The 17880-nt window shown below is 69.9% G+C and carries 15 protein-coding genes; 7 read left to right on the forward strand and 8 right to left on the reverse strand.

The genetic code is table 11. The features are described from left to right. Positions 1-11: 11 nt before the first annotated feature. The 3 genes from adk to ACN6O8_RS05825 all read right to left on the reverse strand — a co-directional run bounded on the left by adk (position 12) and on the right by ACN6O8_RS05825 (position 1719). Positions 12-668 (reverse strand): adenylate kinase, encoded by a 657-nt coding sequence (gene adk / locus ACN6O8_RS05815; RefSeq protein ID WP_427990106.1) that lies wholly within the window; start codon positions 666-668, stop codon positions 12-14. A gap of 92 nt (positions 669-760) precedes the next feature. Continuing rightward, positions 761-1525, reverse strand: coding sequence for a 3-deoxy-manno-octulosonate cytidylyltransferase (gene kdsB, locus ACN6O8_RS05820; RefSeq protein WP_427990107.1), 765 nt, complete (start codon positions 1523-1525; stop codon positions 761-763). A gap of 11 nt (positions 1526-1536) precedes the next feature. Beyond that, entirely contained in the window at positions 1537-1719 is a 183-nt protein-coding gene (locus ACN6O8_RS05825; protein WP_427990108.1) for a Trm112 family protein, read from the reverse strand. A 195-nt stretch (positions 1720-1914) separates the two neighbouring features. On the opposite strand from ACN6O8_RS05825, the gene ACN6O8_RS05830 reads away from it, so the two are divergent. Next, entirely contained in the window at positions 1915-4155 is a 2241-nt protein-coding gene (locus ACN6O8_RS05830; protein WP_427990109.1) for an IgaA/UmoB family intracellular growth attenuator, read from the forward strand. A gap of 55 nt (positions 4156-4210) precedes the next feature. Here the strand turns inward: ACN6O8_RS05830 and lpxK are convergent, their stop codons facing one another. The 3 genes from lpxK to ACN6O8_RS05845 are packed head-to-tail and all read right to left on the reverse strand — an operon-like array spanning position 4211 to position 6269. Further along, complete coding sequence (gene lpxK / locus ACN6O8_RS05835; RefSeq protein WP_427990110.1) at positions 4211-5245, reverse strand: tetraacyldisaccharide 4'-kinase; 1035 nt, start codon at positions 5243-5245, stop codon at positions 4211-4213. Beyond that, the gene (locus ACN6O8_RS05840) at positions 5242-5655 is read right to left on the reverse strand and encodes an ExbD/TolR family protein (RefSeq protein ID WP_427990111.1); all 414 of its coding nucleotides are present in this window, start codon (positions 5653-5655) and stop codon (positions 5242-5244) included. Before ACN6O8_RS05840 ends, lpxK begins: the two co-directional genes overlap by 4 nt. Next, the gene (locus ACN6O8_RS05845) at positions 5652-6269 is read right to left on the reverse strand and encodes a MotA/TolQ/ExbB proton channel family protein (RefSeq protein WP_427990112.1); all 618 of its coding nucleotides are present in this window, start codon (positions 6267-6269) and stop codon (positions 5652-5654) included. The genes ACN6O8_RS05840 and ACN6O8_RS05845 overlap by 4 nt, the downstream gene beginning before the upstream one ends. A 355-nt stretch (positions 6270-6624) precedes the next feature. On the opposite strand from ACN6O8_RS05845, the gene xseA reads away from it, so the two are divergent. From xseA to pcaF, 6 genes are all read left to right on the forward strand, one after another. Beyond that, complete coding sequence (gene xseA / locus ACN6O8_RS05850; protein WP_427990113.1) at positions 6625-7989, forward strand: exodeoxyribonuclease VII large subunit; 1365 nt, start codon at positions 6625-6627, stop codon at positions 7987-7989. Between the two features lie 53 nt (positions 7990-8042). After that, positions 8043-11309, forward strand: coding sequence for an ankyrin repeat domain-containing protein (locus tag ACN6O8_RS05855; protein ID WP_427990114.1), 3267 nt, complete (start codon positions 8043-8045; stop codon positions 11307-11309). 130 nt (positions 11310-11439) lie between these two features. Then, entirely contained in the window at positions 11440-12018 is a 579-nt protein-coding gene (gene sodB, locus ACN6O8_RS05860; RefSeq protein WP_427990115.1) for a superoxide dismutase [Fe], read from the forward strand. Between the two features lie 288 nt (positions 12019-12306). Continuing rightward, positions 12307-14034 (forward strand): methyl-accepting chemotaxis protein, encoded by a 1728-nt coding sequence (locus tag ACN6O8_RS05865; protein ID WP_427990116.1) that lies wholly within the window; start codon positions 12307-12309, stop codon positions 14032-14034. Positions 14035-14126: 92 nt separating this feature from the next. Then, positions 14127-15548 carry a chloride channel protein gene (locus ACN6O8_RS05870; protein WP_427990117.1) on the forward strand — a complete coding sequence of 474 codons (1422 nt, stop codon included), beginning with the start codon at positions 14127-14129 and terminating at the stop codon, positions 15546-15548. A gap of 120 nt (positions 15549-15668) precedes the next feature. Then, positions 15669-16874: a 3-oxoadipyl-CoA thiolase gene (gene pcaF, locus ACN6O8_RS05875; protein WP_427990118.1), complete on the forward strand. Its 1206-nt coding sequence runs from the start codon at positions 15669-15671 to the stop codon at positions 16872-16874. Positions 16875-16985: 111 nt separating this feature from the next. Here the strand turns inward: pcaF and ACN6O8_RS05880 are convergent, their stop codons facing one another. Next, positions 16986-17498 (reverse strand): DUF192 domain-containing protein, encoded by a 513-nt coding sequence (locus ACN6O8_RS05880; protein ID WP_427990119.1) that lies wholly within the window; start codon positions 17496-17498, stop codon positions 16986-16988. Positions 17499-17598: 100 nt separating this feature from the next. Then, positions 17599-17844 (reverse strand): cold-shock protein, encoded by a 246-nt coding sequence (locus ACN6O8_RS05885; RefSeq protein WP_006220277.1) that lies wholly within the window; start codon positions 17842-17844, stop codon positions 17599-17601. Between the last annotated feature and the right edge of the window lie 36 nt (positions 17845-17880).

A 17880-nucleotide genomic window follows, 5' to 3' on the forward strand; every position in this document is an offset into this window, starting at 1 on the left:
CGCAGCGCCGGTCAGCTCTTGACGGCGTCGAACAGGCGCGACTTGATTTCCTCGACCGCGCCGACGCCGGAGATCTTGCGGTACTTCGGCGCCTCGGCCGGGCTCTGCTGCGCCCACGACGAGTAGTAGTCGACCAGCGGACGGGTCTGCTGGCGGTACACGTTCAAGCGGTTGCGCACCGTTTCCTCGCGATCGTCGTCGCGCTGGATCAGGTCTTCGCCGGTGACGTCGTCCTTGCCTTCGACCTTGGGCGGGTTGAAGCGCACATGGTAGCTGCGGCCGCTGGGCTGGTGCACGCGGCGTCCGCTCATGCGTTCGATGATGTCTTCCTCGGGGACTTCGATCTCGACCACGTAGTCCAGCTTGACGCCGGCGCTCTTGAGCGCGTCGGCCTGCGGAATGGTGCGCGGGAAACCGTCGAACAGGTAGCCGTTGGCGCAGTCGGGCTGCTTCAGGCGATCCTGGACCAGGCCGATGATGATCTCATCCGAGACCAGGCCGCCGGCGTCCATGACCTTCTTGGCTTCGATGCCCAGGGGCGTGCCGGCCTTGACCGCCGCGCGCAGCATGTCGCCGGTGGAAATCTGGGGAATGCCGAAGTGCTGGGTGAGAAACGCGGCCTGAGTGCCTTTGCCGGCGCCGGGAGGTCCGAGCAAGATGAGACGCATGAGTGCTCCTGAATGGGGTTTATTTTTTGTGATCCGAGCGATTATGCCGCAACGCAACAGCCTCTGCGGGGCCGCGCCATGCGAAATAACCCTTATATACGATTGCTGTAGATCAAGCGAACGCGTTCCAGGTCGGCCGGAGTGTCGACACCGGCGGCCGGCGGGTGCGACGCCTGATGGACGACGATGACATGGCCGTGTTCCATGGCGCGCAACTGTTCCAGCGATTCGAAGCGTTCCAGCGCGCCCTGCGGCAGGGTCGGGAAGCGGCGCAGGAACGACACGCGGTAGGCGTACAGGCCGATGTGGTGCCAGGCCGGCAGGCCCGCGGCCAGCACGCGTTCGCCGCTGGCCAGCGCGTCGCGCGCCCAGGGGATCGGCGCGCGCGAGAAATACAGCGCGCGGCCGTCGTTGGCGCAGACCAGCTTGACCACATTGGGATTGAACAGCGCCTCGGCGTCCGCCAGCGGACAGGCACAGGTGGCGATGTCCGCCTGCGGGCTGGCGGCCAGGCGCGCGGCCACCGCGTCGATGAGTTCGGGTTCGATCAGCGGTTCGTCGCCCTGCACGTTGACCACGATGGCGTCGTCGGGCAGCCCCAGTTGTTCGACGGCCTCGGCCAGCCGGTCGGTGCCGGTGGGGTGGTCGCCGCGGGTCATCAGGGCGCGCAGGCCATGGGCCCGCGCGGCGTCCCGCACGCGCGCGTCATCGGTGGCGATGCAGACCTGCGTGGCGCCGGACTGCGCGGCCCGCTCGGCGGTGCGCACGACCATCGGCTTGCCGGCGATGTCCGCCAACGGTTTGTCGGGCAGGCGGGTCGAGGCGGCCCGTGCCGGGATCAAGGCGATGAAGCTCACGATGGGGCGGATCAGGAGGCGGCGGGGGCGTCGTCCAACGAACGCGCCTCGGATTCAAGCATGACGGGAATGCCGTCGCGCAGCGGGAACGCCAGGCGGTCGGCGCGGCAGACCAGTTCGGCCCGGGTCCGGTCGTGTTCGAGGCGGCCCTTGCACAGGGGGCAGACGAGGATGTCGAGAAGGCGGGATTCCATGACCGGGATTCTAAAACAGTTTCGCCGGACCCAGCCCGCGAGCGCTCGCGCCGGGCGCCGGAAATCCGGCGCGGCGCGCCGCCGGGTTTCTTGAGTTGTTAATTATTGTCATATTTTGACGCGCGTGCTGGAAATGTCGGGACGGATGGTGGCCTATGATCCGCCGCGAAACAAGGAAAGAGGAAAAGCAGAACCATGGATTCCAACACCCTACGCATCGGGTTGATGCTCATCGTCCTGGTCTGGTCGGTCATCAGCGGCATTACCTACATGGTGCGCCGCAGCGGCAACAAGGGCGCGTTGCGTCAGCTCAAGCAGGAAGGCGAGCCGCTGCGCCGCCTGAGCACCGAGGAACAGGCGCTGGTGCAGCCTTTCCTGGTGCAGCCGGCCAAGCCGACCCGAAGCGTCGCGCTGCTGAATGACGGCGTGTTTCCCCTGCGCGGGGCCTTCGTGCGCCACGGGCTGGAATCGGGCCAAGGCGCCGCCACCCTGCACGACACCCTGGGCGGCGTCGACGTGGTGTTGCCCTATGACGCGCGCGATTATCTGCGCGAGGACAACCAGGCCGAAGTGGTGATGACGGATAAATTCGCCATCGTGGTGGCGCTGAACGGCGGGTTCGACCTGGCCGGCGGGCGCGAGCGCGAGGCGCGCCGGCAGAAGCAGAACCAGCAATGGGCCAGCGGCAAGCTGGGCGCGCTGCAGAACGTGGTCGAGGTCGATGACCTGTCCGGCTCGCAGGCGGATCAGGCGGCCGATCCCCAGGCCGAGCGCGAGTTCGAGCAGGCCATGCGGGTCGAGATCCTGAGCCAGCGCGACGAGACGCCCGCCGAGATCGCCGCGCGGTACTCGGCCGGCATCGCTTTCTGGCCGGCCATGCTGTGGCTGGCCGCCTTCGTCTGCCTGGGCGTGGCCGCCGCCGGCGGCGGCTGGCCCTGGCTGGCGGGCGCGGCGCCGTGGGCGTTGCTGGCGCTGTGGCTGACCTGGCGCCGCCGGCCGCTGGGCGCGCCGCGGCGGGTCAACCGCGCGCGCGGCGAACTCAATGCGATCGTGCTGACCAATCCGGCCAACGCCCAGGCCGTGTCGACCCAGTTGTTCCTGGGCGACAAGATTCCCGTGACGTTGCCCGAGCACTGGCGCGCCGGCCTGGAACTGCCCGAGGACGGCCGCGTCGACGTCGATCTGCGGGTCGAAGACTACGCCGTGCTGCGCCTGGGGCAGCGCTATTCGGTGGACGAGGAACAGCGCCGCTTCCCGCGGGTGTTCTGGGGGCGTCATGTGACGCTGGCGCTGGCCGGCCTGGTGGCGGGCGCCACGCTGGGCCTGGGGGCGGGCCAGCAGTTGCCAAGCGATATCGCGCTGGCCGCCGCCTGGGCGCGCGGCGCGCAGCCCCGCGCCTATGAATCGGCCGCGGCCCTGGCGCAGGATCCGCCCGCGCCGGGCGCGCTGGTCGCCCTGCAAGGCGCGGGCCGCTGCCAGTTCCAGCCGGATCCGTACCGTCCCGGCCAGGTGCGCTTCGATTGCGAGCGCATGCGCTGGCAGGGCGATGCGGTCCAGGCCGGCGAGCTGCGCCTGGCGCCGGCCGTGCTCCAACTCTATTCGGGCGGCTTTCTCAAGACCCGGCCCAATCCGATGATGGACATGCTGGTGCGCAGCCAGGTCTACGGCGCGCTGGCCGGCAACCCGCTGGCCGCCTACAACGCCCGCAACGTGTCGGCGATGACGGTCAACCGCGTCACCGACCTGGTCCTGACCACGGAGCTGGCCTGCGACGCCGCCACCGGCGAGGCCATCGCCGAGTGCGACCGCCTCAAGGCCGAGCTGGTCGACAAGCTGATGCTGGCGCGCGACGAGCCCGCCAACTGGCTGGAACTGTTGCGGCTGGCGCAGGCCGGTGCCTTCAAGCAGCAGGGCAATTCGGATGAGGGGGTCATCATTTCGCGCCACGCCGACCTGTTGCGCGGCCAGGCCAAGGCCAGCATGGAACCGCTGGTGCGCGCCGCGGTGGCGCAGGCCGGCCAGGATCTGATGGCGCGCCAGCGCGGCGGCGTGGTGCTGCGGGTGTGGCCCGGGCCCTACGCCGAATTGCCGCTGCCGCAACCGGATGCCAACCCGAACTCCGATGTGTTGCAGGCGTGGACCCGGCAGGCGGCGATGCTGGCGGCCGATGGCGCCTTGCCGTTCCAGGTTGGCGGCATCGTCACGGCGGTGGCCAGCGACGCGTCGGGCGACACGGTCATCGACATCGACGCGCGCCGCGCGCTGGATGATCCGTGGCCGTCGCTGGCGCGCGTGCTGTGGCTGGTGCTGGCGGTGTCGTTGCTGGCGATCCATCTGCCGCTGGCCCTGCTGCGGCTGCGCGCGGCGGCCGCGCGCAGCCGCGCCCTGGCGGAATACGCCCGGCGTCCGGCGCCCGCGGCGTCGCCGTTTTTCTGAGCCGCTGGCGCCCGGCGTCCGCGCGTGGCGGCGCGTCAGGCCTGGCGCAGGCGCACTAGGTCTGGCGCAGGCGCCGCGCCAGCCAGTCGAACAGGTGCGGGTCGGAGAACCGGGCCCGCACCGGCACCTCCCACAAGCGCGCGTCGTGCAGGGCGGCGCACTTGATGGCGTCCTTGGAGGTCACCAGGATGGCGGCCGCCGCCAGCGCCAGGAAGGGCGAGCGGGCGTAATCGTGGTGATCCGGCAGCGGCAGCGTTGCCGCCAGCGTGATGCCCTGCGCGCGCAGGGTGGTGAAAAAGCGTTCAGGGTTGCCGATGCCCGCGGCCGCGGCCACGCCGGGCTGGCCGGCGAAGCTGGCCAGCGGCCGCATGGCCCCGTCCTCGATGCGGCGCGCCTCGGCCGGCTCCAGCCACATGGCCACCTGGCGCGGGCCGGCCGGCTGAGGCGGCGCGGCGTCGCCGGCGGCCGTGCCGATGTTGGTCACCACCGCGTCCACCTCGCGCAGCCTGCTGGCGGGTTCGCGCAGCGGGCCGGCGGGCAGCAGCCGGCCGTTGCCCACGCCCCGCCGGTCCTGCACCACGATCTCGACGTCGCGCGCCAGCGCGAGGTGCTGCAGGCCATCGTCCGAGACGATCACGTCCACCCGAGGGTGCGCGCGCAGCAGAGCCTGGGCGGCCAGCGCGCGGCGCGGGTGGATCGCCACCGGCGCGCCGGTGGCGCGTGCGATGAGGGCGGGCTCGTCGCCGAATTGCGCCGCTTCCAGTGTTCCCTGGCCGACCCGCGCCTGCGGTCCCAGCTTGACGCCATAGCCGCGGCTGACCACGCCCGGTGTGTAGCCGCGCGCCCGCAGTGCTTCGACGGTGGCGATCACCATCGGGGTCTTGCCGGTGCCGCCGACGTAGATGTTGCCGATCACCACGACCGGCACGGGGGCGCGGTAGGCCGGTTTGCGGCCGTCCCGATAGGCGGCGCGCTTGCGCGCCACCACGCGCGCGGTCAGCGCGGCCAGCGGCCGCAGCAGGGTGGAGAGCCAGCCGCCGTGCTGCCATTGGCGCGCAAGCAGCGGGGCCTTGGGGGACGGCGCGCTCACCGGGCGGTCTGGGCGGCGAAGTTGACGCGGCCGATGCCGGCCAGGCGGGCCGCTTCCATCACGTTGATCACGGACTGGTGGGTGGCCTGGGCGTCGGCGTTGATGACCACCAGCGGTTCGGTCTTGCCGGCCGCCGCCTGCCGCAGCACATCGGCGATCTCGGGCGGCGTGGAGACGTCGATCAGGGTGCCGTTGAGCGCGTAGCGGCCGTCCTGGCTGATGGCCACTTCCAGCGCCGGCGGCGTTTCCTGTTCGGCCGAGGCCTGCGGCAGCGTGACCTTCAACTGCGTGAAGCGGGCAAAGGAGGTGGTGGCCGCCAGGAAGATGAGGATGACCAGCAGGACGTCGATGAGCGGGATCAGATTGATGTCCAGCTCGTCGCGCTCGCCCCGGGAGCCCCGGAAATTCATGGGTGATCCTCGCGTCCGGCGGGCGCGACGGCGCGCGCCAGGCGCGCGGCCGAGATTTCCATGGCGTTCAGGTAGCCGTCGACCCGGCCGCGCAGGTAGCGATGGGCGATCATGGCGGGAATGGCGATCAGGATGCCGAAGCCGGTGTTGTACAGCGCGATCGAAATGCCGCGCGCCAGCTGGGCCGGATCGCCGCCGCCCGGCGTGTACGAGCCGAATATCTCGATCATGCCGACCACGGTGCCGAACAGGCCCATCAGCGGCGCCACCACGGCAATGGTGCCGATGGCCGGGATGTAGCGGCTGAGGTCGTGGGCGACGGCGCGGCCGGTGTCTTCGACCACGCGGCGCAGTTCCTCGCGCGGCAGTTGGCGGTGGCGCATGACCTCGGCCAGCACCCGGCCCAGCGGCGAATTGCGTTCCAGGCGGTTCAGGGCCTCGGGGCTGTCCTGGCGGTTGCGCAGCATCTCGGCCACCTGTTCGTTCAGGCCGCGCGGCATGACCTGGCTGCGGCGCAGCGACAGAAAGCGCTCGAAGATCAGCGCCAGGCCCAGCACGGAAGTCGCCAGCAGGGGCCAGATCGGCCAGCCGGCCTCGCGCAAGATGGAAAGCAAAACGGTCAACTCCAGGGGAGGGCCGGGGGGCAGTCGGGCCGCGCGCCGGCGCATCTGATCAAGCCGAAACTGTAACGGCGCGGCGGGGAAGTGGCAAGGGCGGCCGGCCGCCGAAACTATCCACAGAATTTGTGGATAATTCTGTGCAAAACTTCCCCGGAACGCTTGCGGACACAGGGCTTGCGCTTGTTTGCTCCCATTTCGAGCAGCATGGTTTGGCTAAAAATTCCATAAAAATCAATGAAATAGGTTGAGTTTGCTGGCTTTCGGGGCAGGCGCGGCAACAATGCCCGGACGCGGTATCATTGCGGCCCGCTACGTATGCCCTGTGGACAGGTACGCATCGGAAAGCCTTATGACAATTGAACTTGCAGTCACAAACAACGTATTTGCGCGGGATATCCTGACGGTTGCCCAGCTGAACCAAGCAGTGGGGCAGTTGTTGGAACGCAGCATCCCGGCGCTGTGGGTGCGCGGCGAGATTTCCAACTTCACTCAGGCGGCTTCCGGGCATTGGTATTTCACGCTCAAGGACAGCCGCGCCGCGGTGCGGGCGGTCATGTTCCGGGGGCGCGCCAGCGCGGTGGGCTTCGTGCCGCGCGCCGGCGATCAGGTCGAAATCAGGGCCAGGGTGTCGCTGTACGAGCCGCGCGGCGACTACCAATTGCAGGTCGACGCCATGCGCCGCGCCGGCCTGGGCAATCTCTACGAGGCCTTCCTGCGCCTGAAGGAACAGCTCGATGCGGAAGGCCTGTTCGACCCGGCCCGCAAGCGCGAGCCGGTGCCGCTGCCGCGCGCGATCGGCGTGATCACCTCGCTGCACGCCGCCGCGCTGCGCGATGTGCTGTCGGCGTTGGCGCGGCGCGCGCCGCAGGTGCCGGTGATCGTCTATCCGGCGCCGGTGCAGGGCGCCGACGCGGCCGGCCGGCTGGCCGCGCAGATCCGCCTGGCGAATGCCCGCGGCGAGGTCGACACGCTGCTGCTGGTGCGCGGCGGCGGCAGCATCGAGGATCTCTGGAGCTTCAACGATGAAGCGCTGGCGCGCGCGATCGACGCCAGCGCCATCACCACCATCAGCGGCGTCGGCCACGAGACCGATTTCACCATCGCCGATTTCGTCGCCGACGTGCGCGCGCCCACGCCCACCGCGGCCGCCGAACTGGCCTGCGTGCCGCGCTCGGAGCTGCTGGGCCGTGTCATGTACGCGGCCGAGACGCTGGTGCGCGGCCAGCAGCGTCGCCTGGAACGCGCGGCGCAACGGCTGGATCGCGCCACCGCGCAGTTGGTGTCGCCGGCCCAGCGCCTGGAACACCAGCGCGAGCGCCTGAACAGCCTGAGCTACCGCCTGGCGTCGGCCTGGGCCGGCCCGCAGGCCCGCCGCGGCGCCCGCGTCAACTTGCTGGCGCAGCGTCTGGCGCACCGCGCGCCCGAGATCCGCCGGGGCGCCGAACGCCTGGCGGCCTTGACGCGCCAACTGGGCCAGGCGCACGCGCGCCTGCTGGCGCGGCGCCGCGACCAGTTGGCCGCGGCCGGCGCGCAACTGCGCGCCCTCGATCCCGGCAATACGCTGGCGCGCGGCTATGCGATCGCCCGGGATGCCGATGGCCGCATCGTGCGCGATGGCGCCCGCCTCGCGGCGGGGCAGGGTCTGGATCTGAGCTTCGCGCAGGGCGGCGCCCGCGTCGAGGTCACACAGGTGCGCGCGACGCGCGATCTCTGAGGCGCGGGAAGGTCAACACGGCCCGCACGGGGCTGGCCGGTAAGGGTGGAACAATGCGGTTGAACACACGCAAGCTTGCGCGCCAGGCGCGCCCCATGGCCGGGCGGGCCGTCTTGTGGGCGGCTTTGCTGACCGTATCGGTCGTGGCCGCGCCGCCGGCGCGCGCCGAACGGCCGGCCGCGACCAAGGCGCAAACCAAGAGCAGGGCCGCGACGCCCGCCAGCGCCGCGGCCCCGGCCGACGCGCGGATCGATGCGCCGCCGGTGCCGGCCGCCAAGGCCGGCTGCGATTGCGCCTCGCCTTACCGCGACTACCAGGCGGCCGACACGCCCGAGACCCGCGCGCTGTTCAGCGCGGTGGCCGCCGGCGACGAAGCGGGGTTCAGCGCGGCCCTGGTCAAGGTGGCGCGGCCGGGCGACTACGCCCTCGCAGGCGTGCCGCTGCTGCACGCGTTGTTGATCCCCGCGGGCCAGCGCGGCAAGCATGTGTATTGGGATATGCCGACGCACGAGGTGGCGCGGCTGCGCCAGGCGTATCGCGCGGCGTTGCCGGCGCGCACGCGCATGCTGGCGGCCCTGCTGGCGACCAAGCCGGCGCTCGACGACATCACCTACGAATCGCGCCGGCCGTCGCTGCAACTGGCGCTGCTGTATGGCTCGCCCGAAATGCTGGACATGCTGCTGGCCGCCGGCGCGCGGCCCGACCAGCGCGGCGACGAGAACAAGACCCCGCTGGAATTCCTGCTCAACCGCGATTTCGAATTCGCGGTGCGCATGACCTATCTGCCGCGGCTGCCCGATCGCCAGGAGACCACCCGCATGGTGCTGGCGCTGCTCAAGGCCGGCGCCGCGCGGCCGTTCGCCGGCATCGACGCGCAGGCCGACGACGCCACCCGCGAGGCCTTCAAGGATGCCCAGGGCCAACCGCGCAAGGCCGCGGATTATCTCGCCTGGGGCCCGCTGGTCGAACTGACCGAAGGCGCCGAAGTCGTGCGCGCCCTGGCCGCCACCGGCACCCGGCCCGCCTACGACGATGGCGCCAGTCCGCTGGCGCTGGCCGCCTACACCGGCAACGCCGGCGCGGTGACGGCATTGGCCGAGCTGGGCCCGCGCAGCGTGCCCGACCAGGCCTACGGCGCCACCGGCGACCTCGACCTGTGGCTGGACGCGGCCCAGGCCGCGGTGGTCGCTGGCCATGGCGACATCGCCGCCCCGTTGCTGCGCGCCGGCATGCCGTTCGATCAGCGCGGTCCGCGCACCGGCACCGATCCCGCGGTCTTCGTGCGGATGCAAGCCGAGGCGCGGCCCATCCTGAATCTGGCCGCCGCCAAGGGCGACAGCGCGACACTGCAACGCTTGCTGGCATTGGGCGCGCCGGTCGACGGCAATCCTGGCGATCCGTATGGCGATACGCCGCTGGCGGACGCGGTGCGGGCGGGTCAGGCCGATGCGGCGCGCGCGTTGCTGGCCGGGGGCGCGAATCCGGCCGTGGTGCGACAGGGCTATGACCGCAAATCGGCGCTTGAACTCGCGGTCGAGGCCGGCGACGCGGCATTGCTGCGCGACCTGCTGGCGGCCACGCCGCGCGCGGCGCTGCAGGCGCTGTTGGCCGATCCCGCGCATTCGCCGCTGGCGCTGGCGCTGCGCCGCCCCGGCAAGCAGGGCGCCGCCATGCTGCGGCAGTTGGCCGATGCCGGCCTGGATCTGAAGACCCTCGATGCCGACGCCATCCGCCAGGCGCTGGAGAGCCGCGACGCGGCGATGGCCACCTACCTGATCGACGCGGGCGTGCCGGTCAATCCGGCGCCCGCCGCCGCCGCGCCGCAGGACGATTTTGACCGCAAGGGCGTGCCGCCGTTGCTGGTGGCAGTGACCTCGGACCAGCCGGCCATGGTCGACGCCTTGCTGGCCAAGGGCGCCGATCCGCTCGGTCTGGCGCCGGACGGCCGCAGCGCCTTGTACTCGGCCATCGCCAGCGGCGACGACGCCATGCTCGAACGGCTGTTGCGCGCCGGTGCCAGGCTGGACGACCCGCGCCTGCCGCGCGCCCCGGCCGCCTACGCGTTGTTGAACGCGGCGCTGGCTTCGGCCGACATGGCGCGCGTCACGCGCGTGGCGCAAGGCAGCGGGCAATCGCCCGCCGCCGCCTGCCTGCCGGCGGGAGGCGAATACGCCTTGCTCGACACGCCGGGCTATTTCGCGCAACTGCAGGCGGCCGGTTATCGCGGCGCGCACACGGATTGCGCGCGCCAGGAAGGCGCCTTGCCGCGGCGCCTGTTGTCGGCATTGCTGGGCGACCGGCAATTGGCGGTCGCGCGCCGCGACACCGTGGTCGATGTGCTGCGGCGTCTGAAGGAAATGGGCGCGGACCTGGATGCGCCGCAAGGCGAACGCGGCGCCACGACGCTGGGCGCGGCCATCGAACTGGGCCGCGCCGACCTGGCCGAGGCCATGCTGGCCGCGGGCGCCAGCGCGGACGCGGCCGATGCGCAGGGGCGCAGCCCTGCCTGGGTGGCGCTCGCCAGCGGCCAGCCGGAGATGCTGGCGTTGCTGGCGCGGCACCGGGCGCGCTTCGATGGCGCCGCCGCGCCGGCGGGGCAGTCCTTCAATCAGACGCTGGCGTGCCAGGCAGCGCCGGCCTTCGCGGCCGCCTTGCAGGCGGCCGGCGTCAGTCTCAAGCAGGCCTGTCCGCGCGCGCCGGCCGCGGGCGGCGCGGCGGCCGGATCGGCCGCCCGCGTCGCCGGCCACTACTCTCTGCGCGGCGTGCGGGAAGTGGGCAGCGAGTTGCTGCTGTCGGCCGACGGCCGCTTCGATTACCTGATGAGCTACGGCGCCGTGGACATCCAGGCCAGCGGCACCTGGCGCAGCGATGGCAAGCAGGTGATCCTGGACACGCCGCCGATCCAGCCGTTTTCGGCGATCGGCAAGGTCGGCGCGGATACGCGCGCGGCCGACGGCGGGCAGTTGACGGTGCGGGTGTATTACCAGGGCCGGCCGGTGAAAGTCGACGTGGCCATGTCCTCGGCCAGCGCCGATTACGCCGGCACGCCGAAGCAGTCGGAAGGGGCCGACGGCGTCAGCGCGCCGATCGCGCCGGGCGAGCTCAAGGCGCTGGCCGTGTTCGTGCCGCTGCCGTCGGGCGCGCGCTGGCACAGCGTCGATGTGAGCAAGTCCGATATCACGGCGCGCGCCTTGCGCATCGATCTGGAACTGCCAGAATCCGCCAGTCGCACACCGTTGCATATGACATTGGCAGTACGCGCGGACGGCGCGCTGGTGGCCGCGCAGGGCGGGCGCGAGCTGCGCTATGAGAAAGAGTAGCGTTTATGCGCGCAGGGCATGAACACATGCCCGTTAACCCCGCGCCGCGGCGGGGTTAACGCGGTATCCTCGCAGAGTTGCCGATACAATTGAACGGCTTGATCGTGCACTCAACAGAAGGAACCGACACATGGCACATACTCTTCCCCCCCTGCCTTACGACATGGACGCGCTGGCTCCGCACATCTCGAAAGAGACGCTGGAGTACCACTACGGCAAGCACCACCAGACCTACGTCACGAACCTGAACAACCTGATCCCGGGCACCGAGTTCGAGAACCTGTCGCTGGAAGACATCGTCAAGAAGTCCTCGGGTGGCATCTTCAACAACGCCGCGCAGATCTGGAACCACACCTTCTACTGGAACAGCCTGGCTCCCAAGGCCGGCGGCGCGCCGAGCGGCAAGCTGGCCGACGCCATCAACGCCAAGTGGGGCAGCTTCGACGCCTTCAAGGAAGCCTTCAACAAGTCGGCCGCCGGCAACTTCGGTTCGGGCTGGACCTGGCTGGTCAAGAAGGCCGACGGTTCCGTCGACATCGTCAACACCAGCAACGCCGCCACCCCGCTGACCACGGCCGACAAGCCGCTGCTGACCTGTGATGTCTGGGAACACGCGTACTACATCGACTACCGCAATGCCCGTCCCAAGTACCTGGAAAACTTCTGGGCGCTGGTGAACTGGGACTTCGCCGCCAAGAATTTCGCCTGATCCCGCGGCGCGTTCGCGCGCTGTCGCCAGGCCCGCAAGGCCCCTCGCATCGCGAGGGGCCTTTTGTTTTTCGGCGTCCCGAAAGGGCGGTGTAATGCAGTATTACATGGTCATATTTTGTATATTGTCGAATCCATTTTGTGGAAAATGAGAATGAATCTCCCTTTCTTTGCGGGTATTCCCGCGCGGCCGCGCCGCTATCGTTGACGCTGGTCTGAGGCTGAGCCATGGAGCCGACGACTGCGGCACGCCCGCCAAAGCACCGTGGCGACTAACGGGAAGGGAAGTATGTTGCGGTTTTTTTCTGGCTTGCATATCGGCGCGCGCATCGGCGTGCGCCTGTCGGGAGCGTTCCTGCTGGTGGCGTTGCTTGGAGGCCTGGTCGGTGCGTTCGGGGTGTGGGGACTGGCCCGCATCAATGACATGAACGACCAGATCGCCCAGATCGAGTTTCGCGGGCTGTCCGACATCAAGGAGGCCAACATCAGCCTGATCGCGGCAGGCAGGGCGCGCAAGAGTTTCCTGGCGGCAACGACGCCGGAAGAGCGCCAGGCGCTGCGCGCCGAGTTCGACCGGGACGTCGAGAACCTCGAACGTCTGCGGGCCCAGGCGGCACGAACCTTCATTCGCGAGCAGGGCAAGCAACTGCTGGCGCAATTCACCGAGGCCGAGGAAGTCTGGAAGCGCGAGGCGGCCGAGTTCTTCGACGCGGCGCAGGCGCAGCCGCTGGCGCAGATCGATCCCAGCATCGTCAACATCACCAAGCGCGCCGCCGCCTCGTCGGGCAAGGCCGAAGCCCTGATGACCGAGCTGGCCCAGGCCAAGGAACAGGCGGCCGACCGCGCGGTGCAGGAAGTGACCGAACTGTATCGCAGCACCCGGCTCATCATGATCCTGCTGTCGCTGGCCGGCGTGGCTTTGGGCCTGCTGCTCGGCTGGTTGGTGACGCGCGGCATCACGCGTCCCCTGGGTCTGGCCGTGAACGCCGCGCGCCGTGTCGCCAACGGCGACCTGAGCGGCGACATCCAGGTCACGTCGCGCGATGAGACCGGCGACCTGATGGCGGCGCTCAAGGCCATGAACGAAAACCTGTCGCGCATCGTGCGCGACGTGCGCGATGGCTGCGAGAGCATCGCCTCGGCCTCCTCGCAGATCGCCCAGGGCAACGCCGACCTGTCGCAACGCACCGAGGAGCAGGCCGCATCGCTGGAGCAGACCGCGGCCTCTATGGAAGAACTCACCAGCACGGTGCAGCAGAACGCCAGCAATGCCGGCGAGGCCGAGAAACTGGTCACCCAGGCTTCGGCGGTGGCGGCCCGCGGCGGCGAGGTGGTCGACGTTGTGGTGCAGACCATGAGCGCGATCTCCGAAAGCTCGCGCCGGATCGCTGACATCACCAGCGTGATCGACGGCATCGCCTTCCAGACCAACATCCTGGCGCTGAACGCGGCGGTCGAGGCCGCGCGCGCCGGCGAGCAGGGCCGCGGCTTCGCGGTGGTGGCGGGCGAAGTGCGCACCCTGGCGCAACGTTCGGCGGTCGCGGCCAAGGAAATCAAGGCGCTGATCGATGAGTCCGTGCACCGGGTGGAAGGGGGCACGCGCCAGGCCGACGAGGCCGGCAGCACCATGCGCGAGGTGGTCGACAGCGTGCGCCAGGCCGCGATCCTGGTGCACGAGATCGCCAGCGCCTCGGCCGAGCAATCCACCGGCATCGGCCAGGTCAACCAGGCCGTGGCGCAGATGGATACCGTGACCCAGCAGAACGCCGCGCTGGTCGAACAGGCTGCCGCCGCGGCCGGCAGCATGCAGGACCAGGCCAGCCGCCTGTCGCAGCAGGTGCGCCGCTTCAAGCTCGATGCCGGCGTGGTGGCGCTGGGCGCGGGGCCGCAGGCGCGCCTGATCGAGACCGGCCGCGCCACGCCGCATCCGCCGGCCGCGGCGCCGCGTCAGGAGCCGGCCGTGTCGCGCCCGGTTCTGAACCACGCCGCGGACGACGACGACTGGTCGTCATTCTGACGGACGCGGCAGGTTGTGGGCTGGCCGTCAGGCGGCGATGGTAAGGTGTAGCCACGTCTGGTTCCGCCTCGCCTCATCGGCTGGCCTCGATCATGCCCCTGCCCACTCCCTTGCGTCGAGTCGTCACCGGCTCGCGCCATCTCCTGCGCCGCAAGGCGCGCCAAACCAACCGCCTGTCGCGCAAGAGCCTGCCGATGGCCCTGCTGCTGGGGGGCGCCGCACTGGTGTCGCTGGTGTCGCTGGGCTTTGCCTACCTGGCCGACCTGGCGCTGGCGTGGAACCGCGAATGGGTCGGCCGCGCCGGCTGGCTGGCATTGCTGGTGCTGCCTTGCGCGCTGGCGGCCCTGCGCTGGGCCACGCTGCGGTTCGCGCCCAATGCCGCCGGCAGCGGCATTCCGCAGGTCATCGGCGCCTTGTCGTTGCCGCCCGGCCCCGGCCAGCGCAGCCTGGTGTCGCTGGCGCAGGCGCTGTGGAAGATTCCGCTGGCCTTCTTCGGCATGCTGGCCGGCGCCTCGATCGGCCGCGAAGGGCCGTCGGTCCAGGTCGGCGCCGCCGTCATGCTGGCCTGGGGCGATTTCTGGAAGCGGCGCGGCCTGCAACTGCGCGGCTTCCATGCCAACGAACTGCTGGCCGCGGGCGCGGCGGGCGGCCTGGCGGCGGCGTTCAACGCGCCGCTGGCCGGCGTCATCTTCGCCATCGAGGAACTCGGCCGCGGCACCGTGCTGCGCTGGCAACGGCTGGTGCTGATCGGCGTGCTGGCGTCCGGCTTCCTGGTGGTGGCGGTGCAGGGCAACAACCCGTACTTCGGCACCTTCGCCGGCGCGCCGCTGGCCCATGGCATGTTGTGGTGGGTGCTCATCTGCGCCGCGCTCAATGGCGCGCTGGGCGGCATTTTCGCGCGCCTGCTGGGCAAGGGGCCGGCGGCCATGGCGCCGGCCTCGTGGCGCGCCTGGATCCGCGCGCATCCCATCTGGACGGCCTTCGCCATGGGCCTGGCGCTGGCGCTGATCGGCCTGGCCACCGCCGGCAGTGTCTACGGCACCGGCTATGGCGCGGCGGCCGATCTGCTGTCGGGCGAGACCCAGCACACGCTGCCCGCAGGCTTCGGCCTGGCCAAGCTGGCCGCCACCGTGGCGTCCTACTGGGCCGGGATTCCCGGCGGCATCTTCACGCCCGCGCTCACCACCGGCGCCGGCATCGGCCACCATATCTGGGAATTGGCGGGCGAGGGCGTGGACCAACGCGTGCTGGTGCTGGTGTCGATGGCGGCTTTCCTGGCCGCCGCCACCCAGGCGCCGCTGACCGCCAGCGTGGTGGTGATGGAAATGACCGGCAGCCAGCCCATGCTGTTCTGGCTGCTGGTCGGTTCGCTGCTGGCGTCGGGCGTGTCGCGCCAGTTCTGCCCGCAGCCGTTCTATCACCTGGCCGCCGGCCGGTTCCGGCGCCAGGCCATCGTCGAGGCCGGGCGGGCGGCGCAGGCCGGCGCGCCGGCAGGGTCGTCCGCCGTACGGTGAGTGAACAGCTATTGGACACCGTCCGTGTGGCGGACATCCAGGGAATGCACCAACTTGGCGCGAAAACCGCTGCGTTAAGATCGACCGCATTCCCTTTCTCTACTTCGATCCGAGCATCCCATGACCGTGCATGCCTTTATCTGTGACGCGATCCGCACCCCCTTCGGCCGCTATGGCGGCGCGCTGGCTTCCGTGCGGCCCGACGACCTCGCGGCCGTCGCCATCAAGGCGCTGGTGGCGCGCAACCCCGGCGTGCGCTGGGAGGAACTCGACGACGCCATCATGGGCTGCGCCAACCAGGCCGGCGAAGACAACCGCAACGTCGCGCGCATGGCCACGCTGCTGGCCGGCCTGCCGGTCGAAGTGCCCGGCGCCACTGTCAACCGCCTGTGCGGTTCGGGTCTGGACGCCATCGGCAGCGCCGCGCGCGCCATCCGCGCCGGCGAAGCCGGCCTGATGCTGGCCGGCGGCGTCGAAAGCATGAGCCGCGCGCCGTTCGTCATGGGCAAGGCCGACAGCGCCTTCTCGCGCAACGCCGCGATCTACGACACCACCATCGGCTGGCGCTTCATCAACAAGCTGATGAAGGCCCAGTACGGCGTCGATTCCATGCCGGAAACCGCCGAGAACGTCGCCGACGATTTCAAGATCAACCGCGAAGACCAGGACTTGTTCGCACTGGCCAGCCAGCAAAAGACCGCCCGCGCCCAGAAGGAGGGCTTGTTCGACGCCGAGATCGTGCCGGTCTCGATCGCGCAGAAGAAGGGCGATCCCATCATCGTCTCCAAGGACGAGCACCCGCGCGAAACCAGCATCGAGGCGCTGGCCAAGCTCAAGGGCGTGGTGCGTGAAGGCGGCACGGTCACGGCGGGCAACGCCTCGGGCGTGAACGACGGCGCCGCCGCGCTGTTGCTGGCCGATGAAAAGGGCGCCGCCCGCCACGGCCTGACCCCGCGCGCACGCGTGGTCGGCATGGCCACCGCCGGCGTCGCGCCGCGCATCATGGGCATCGGCCCGGCGCCCGCCACCCGCAAGGTGCTGGCCCAGACTGGCCTGACGCTGGACCAGATGGACGTGATCGAACTGAACGAGGCGTTCGCCGCCCAGGGGCTGGCCGTGCTGCGCCAGCTGGGCATCGCCGACAACGACCCGCGCGTCAACCCCAATGGCGGCGCCATCGCCCTGGGCCACCCGCTGGGCGCCAGCGGCGCGCGCCTGGCCACCACCGCGATCAATCAGTTGCATCGCACCGGCGGCCGTTACGCGCTGTGCACCATGTGCATCGGCGTGGGCCAGGGCATTGCCCTGATCATCGAGCGCGTCTGATTCCGCGCGGCCCCGGCCCGGGGCCGCGGCGCGCATGGCGAAGCCGGCCGGCCAAGCAAAAAGGGAGCCCGCGGGCTCCCTTCGTCATGTTGCCGCGGGCCGGGCGTTGGCTCAGGGCAGGCCGTCGATCTTGCGGCCGGCCGTCATGCCGTGGCTTGCGTACCAGCCCTGCGCCATCTCCAGCGCATAGCGCACCGGCTTCTTGGAGCAATGGGCGTCGTCGGTCTGGGGCGCCATGTCCTCGATGTTGACGATCGTGCCATCGTCGGCGATAAAGGCGATCGACAGCGGCAGCAAGGTGTTGCGCATCCAGAAGCACTGCACGTCGGGCTGCTCGAACACGAACAGCATGCCGTCGTTGCCGGCCAGTTCCTTGCGGAACATGAGGCCGTCGCGGCGGGTGGCTTCCGTATTGGCGACTTCTGCGCGGATAATATGGATACCCGCGGCCAGCTGCGTCGTGGGCAGGGGCGCCTGCGGGCCGCTTTGCGCGCCAGCCGCCAGCGGCAGGGCCAGCGCGGCGGCGCTCAGCAATACCGCGCTCGTCCTGCGCGATGCCGCCTGAATGAACGCCGTTTTGAACAACGCACGACCGACCCGAAACAACGCAGCATTCTTCAGCATAACCACACGCAATAATCGCAGTAATTAGAAAATAACAAGGCGGGGCCCGAAAGCCCCGCCTGATAATGGCGCAACCTTACCGTTGCGCTGTAAGGGTAACTCAGGCAGCCGTGATATTGAGCGCCTGTTTGCCTTTGGGCCCCTGGATAATCTCGAAAGCCACTTTCTGGCCTTCTTTCAGGGTTTTAAAACCATTCATCTGGATGGACGAGAAGTGGGCGAACAGATCTTCACCGCCATCGTCGGGCGTAATGAAGCCAAACCCCTTTGCATCGTTGAACCATTTGACGGTGCCCGTCGATTTGGGATTGTCCCCTTGGACGGCGGTTGCGGTCGTATCAGACATGCGGACTGCCTCATTGAATCGTATGTTGACAGAAGG

Origin of the sequence: Achromobacter sp. (assembly GCF_050285565.1) — a bacterium.
Lineage (GTDB): Bacteria > Pseudomonadota > Gammaproteobacteria > Burkholderiales > Burkholderiaceae_B > Achromobacter.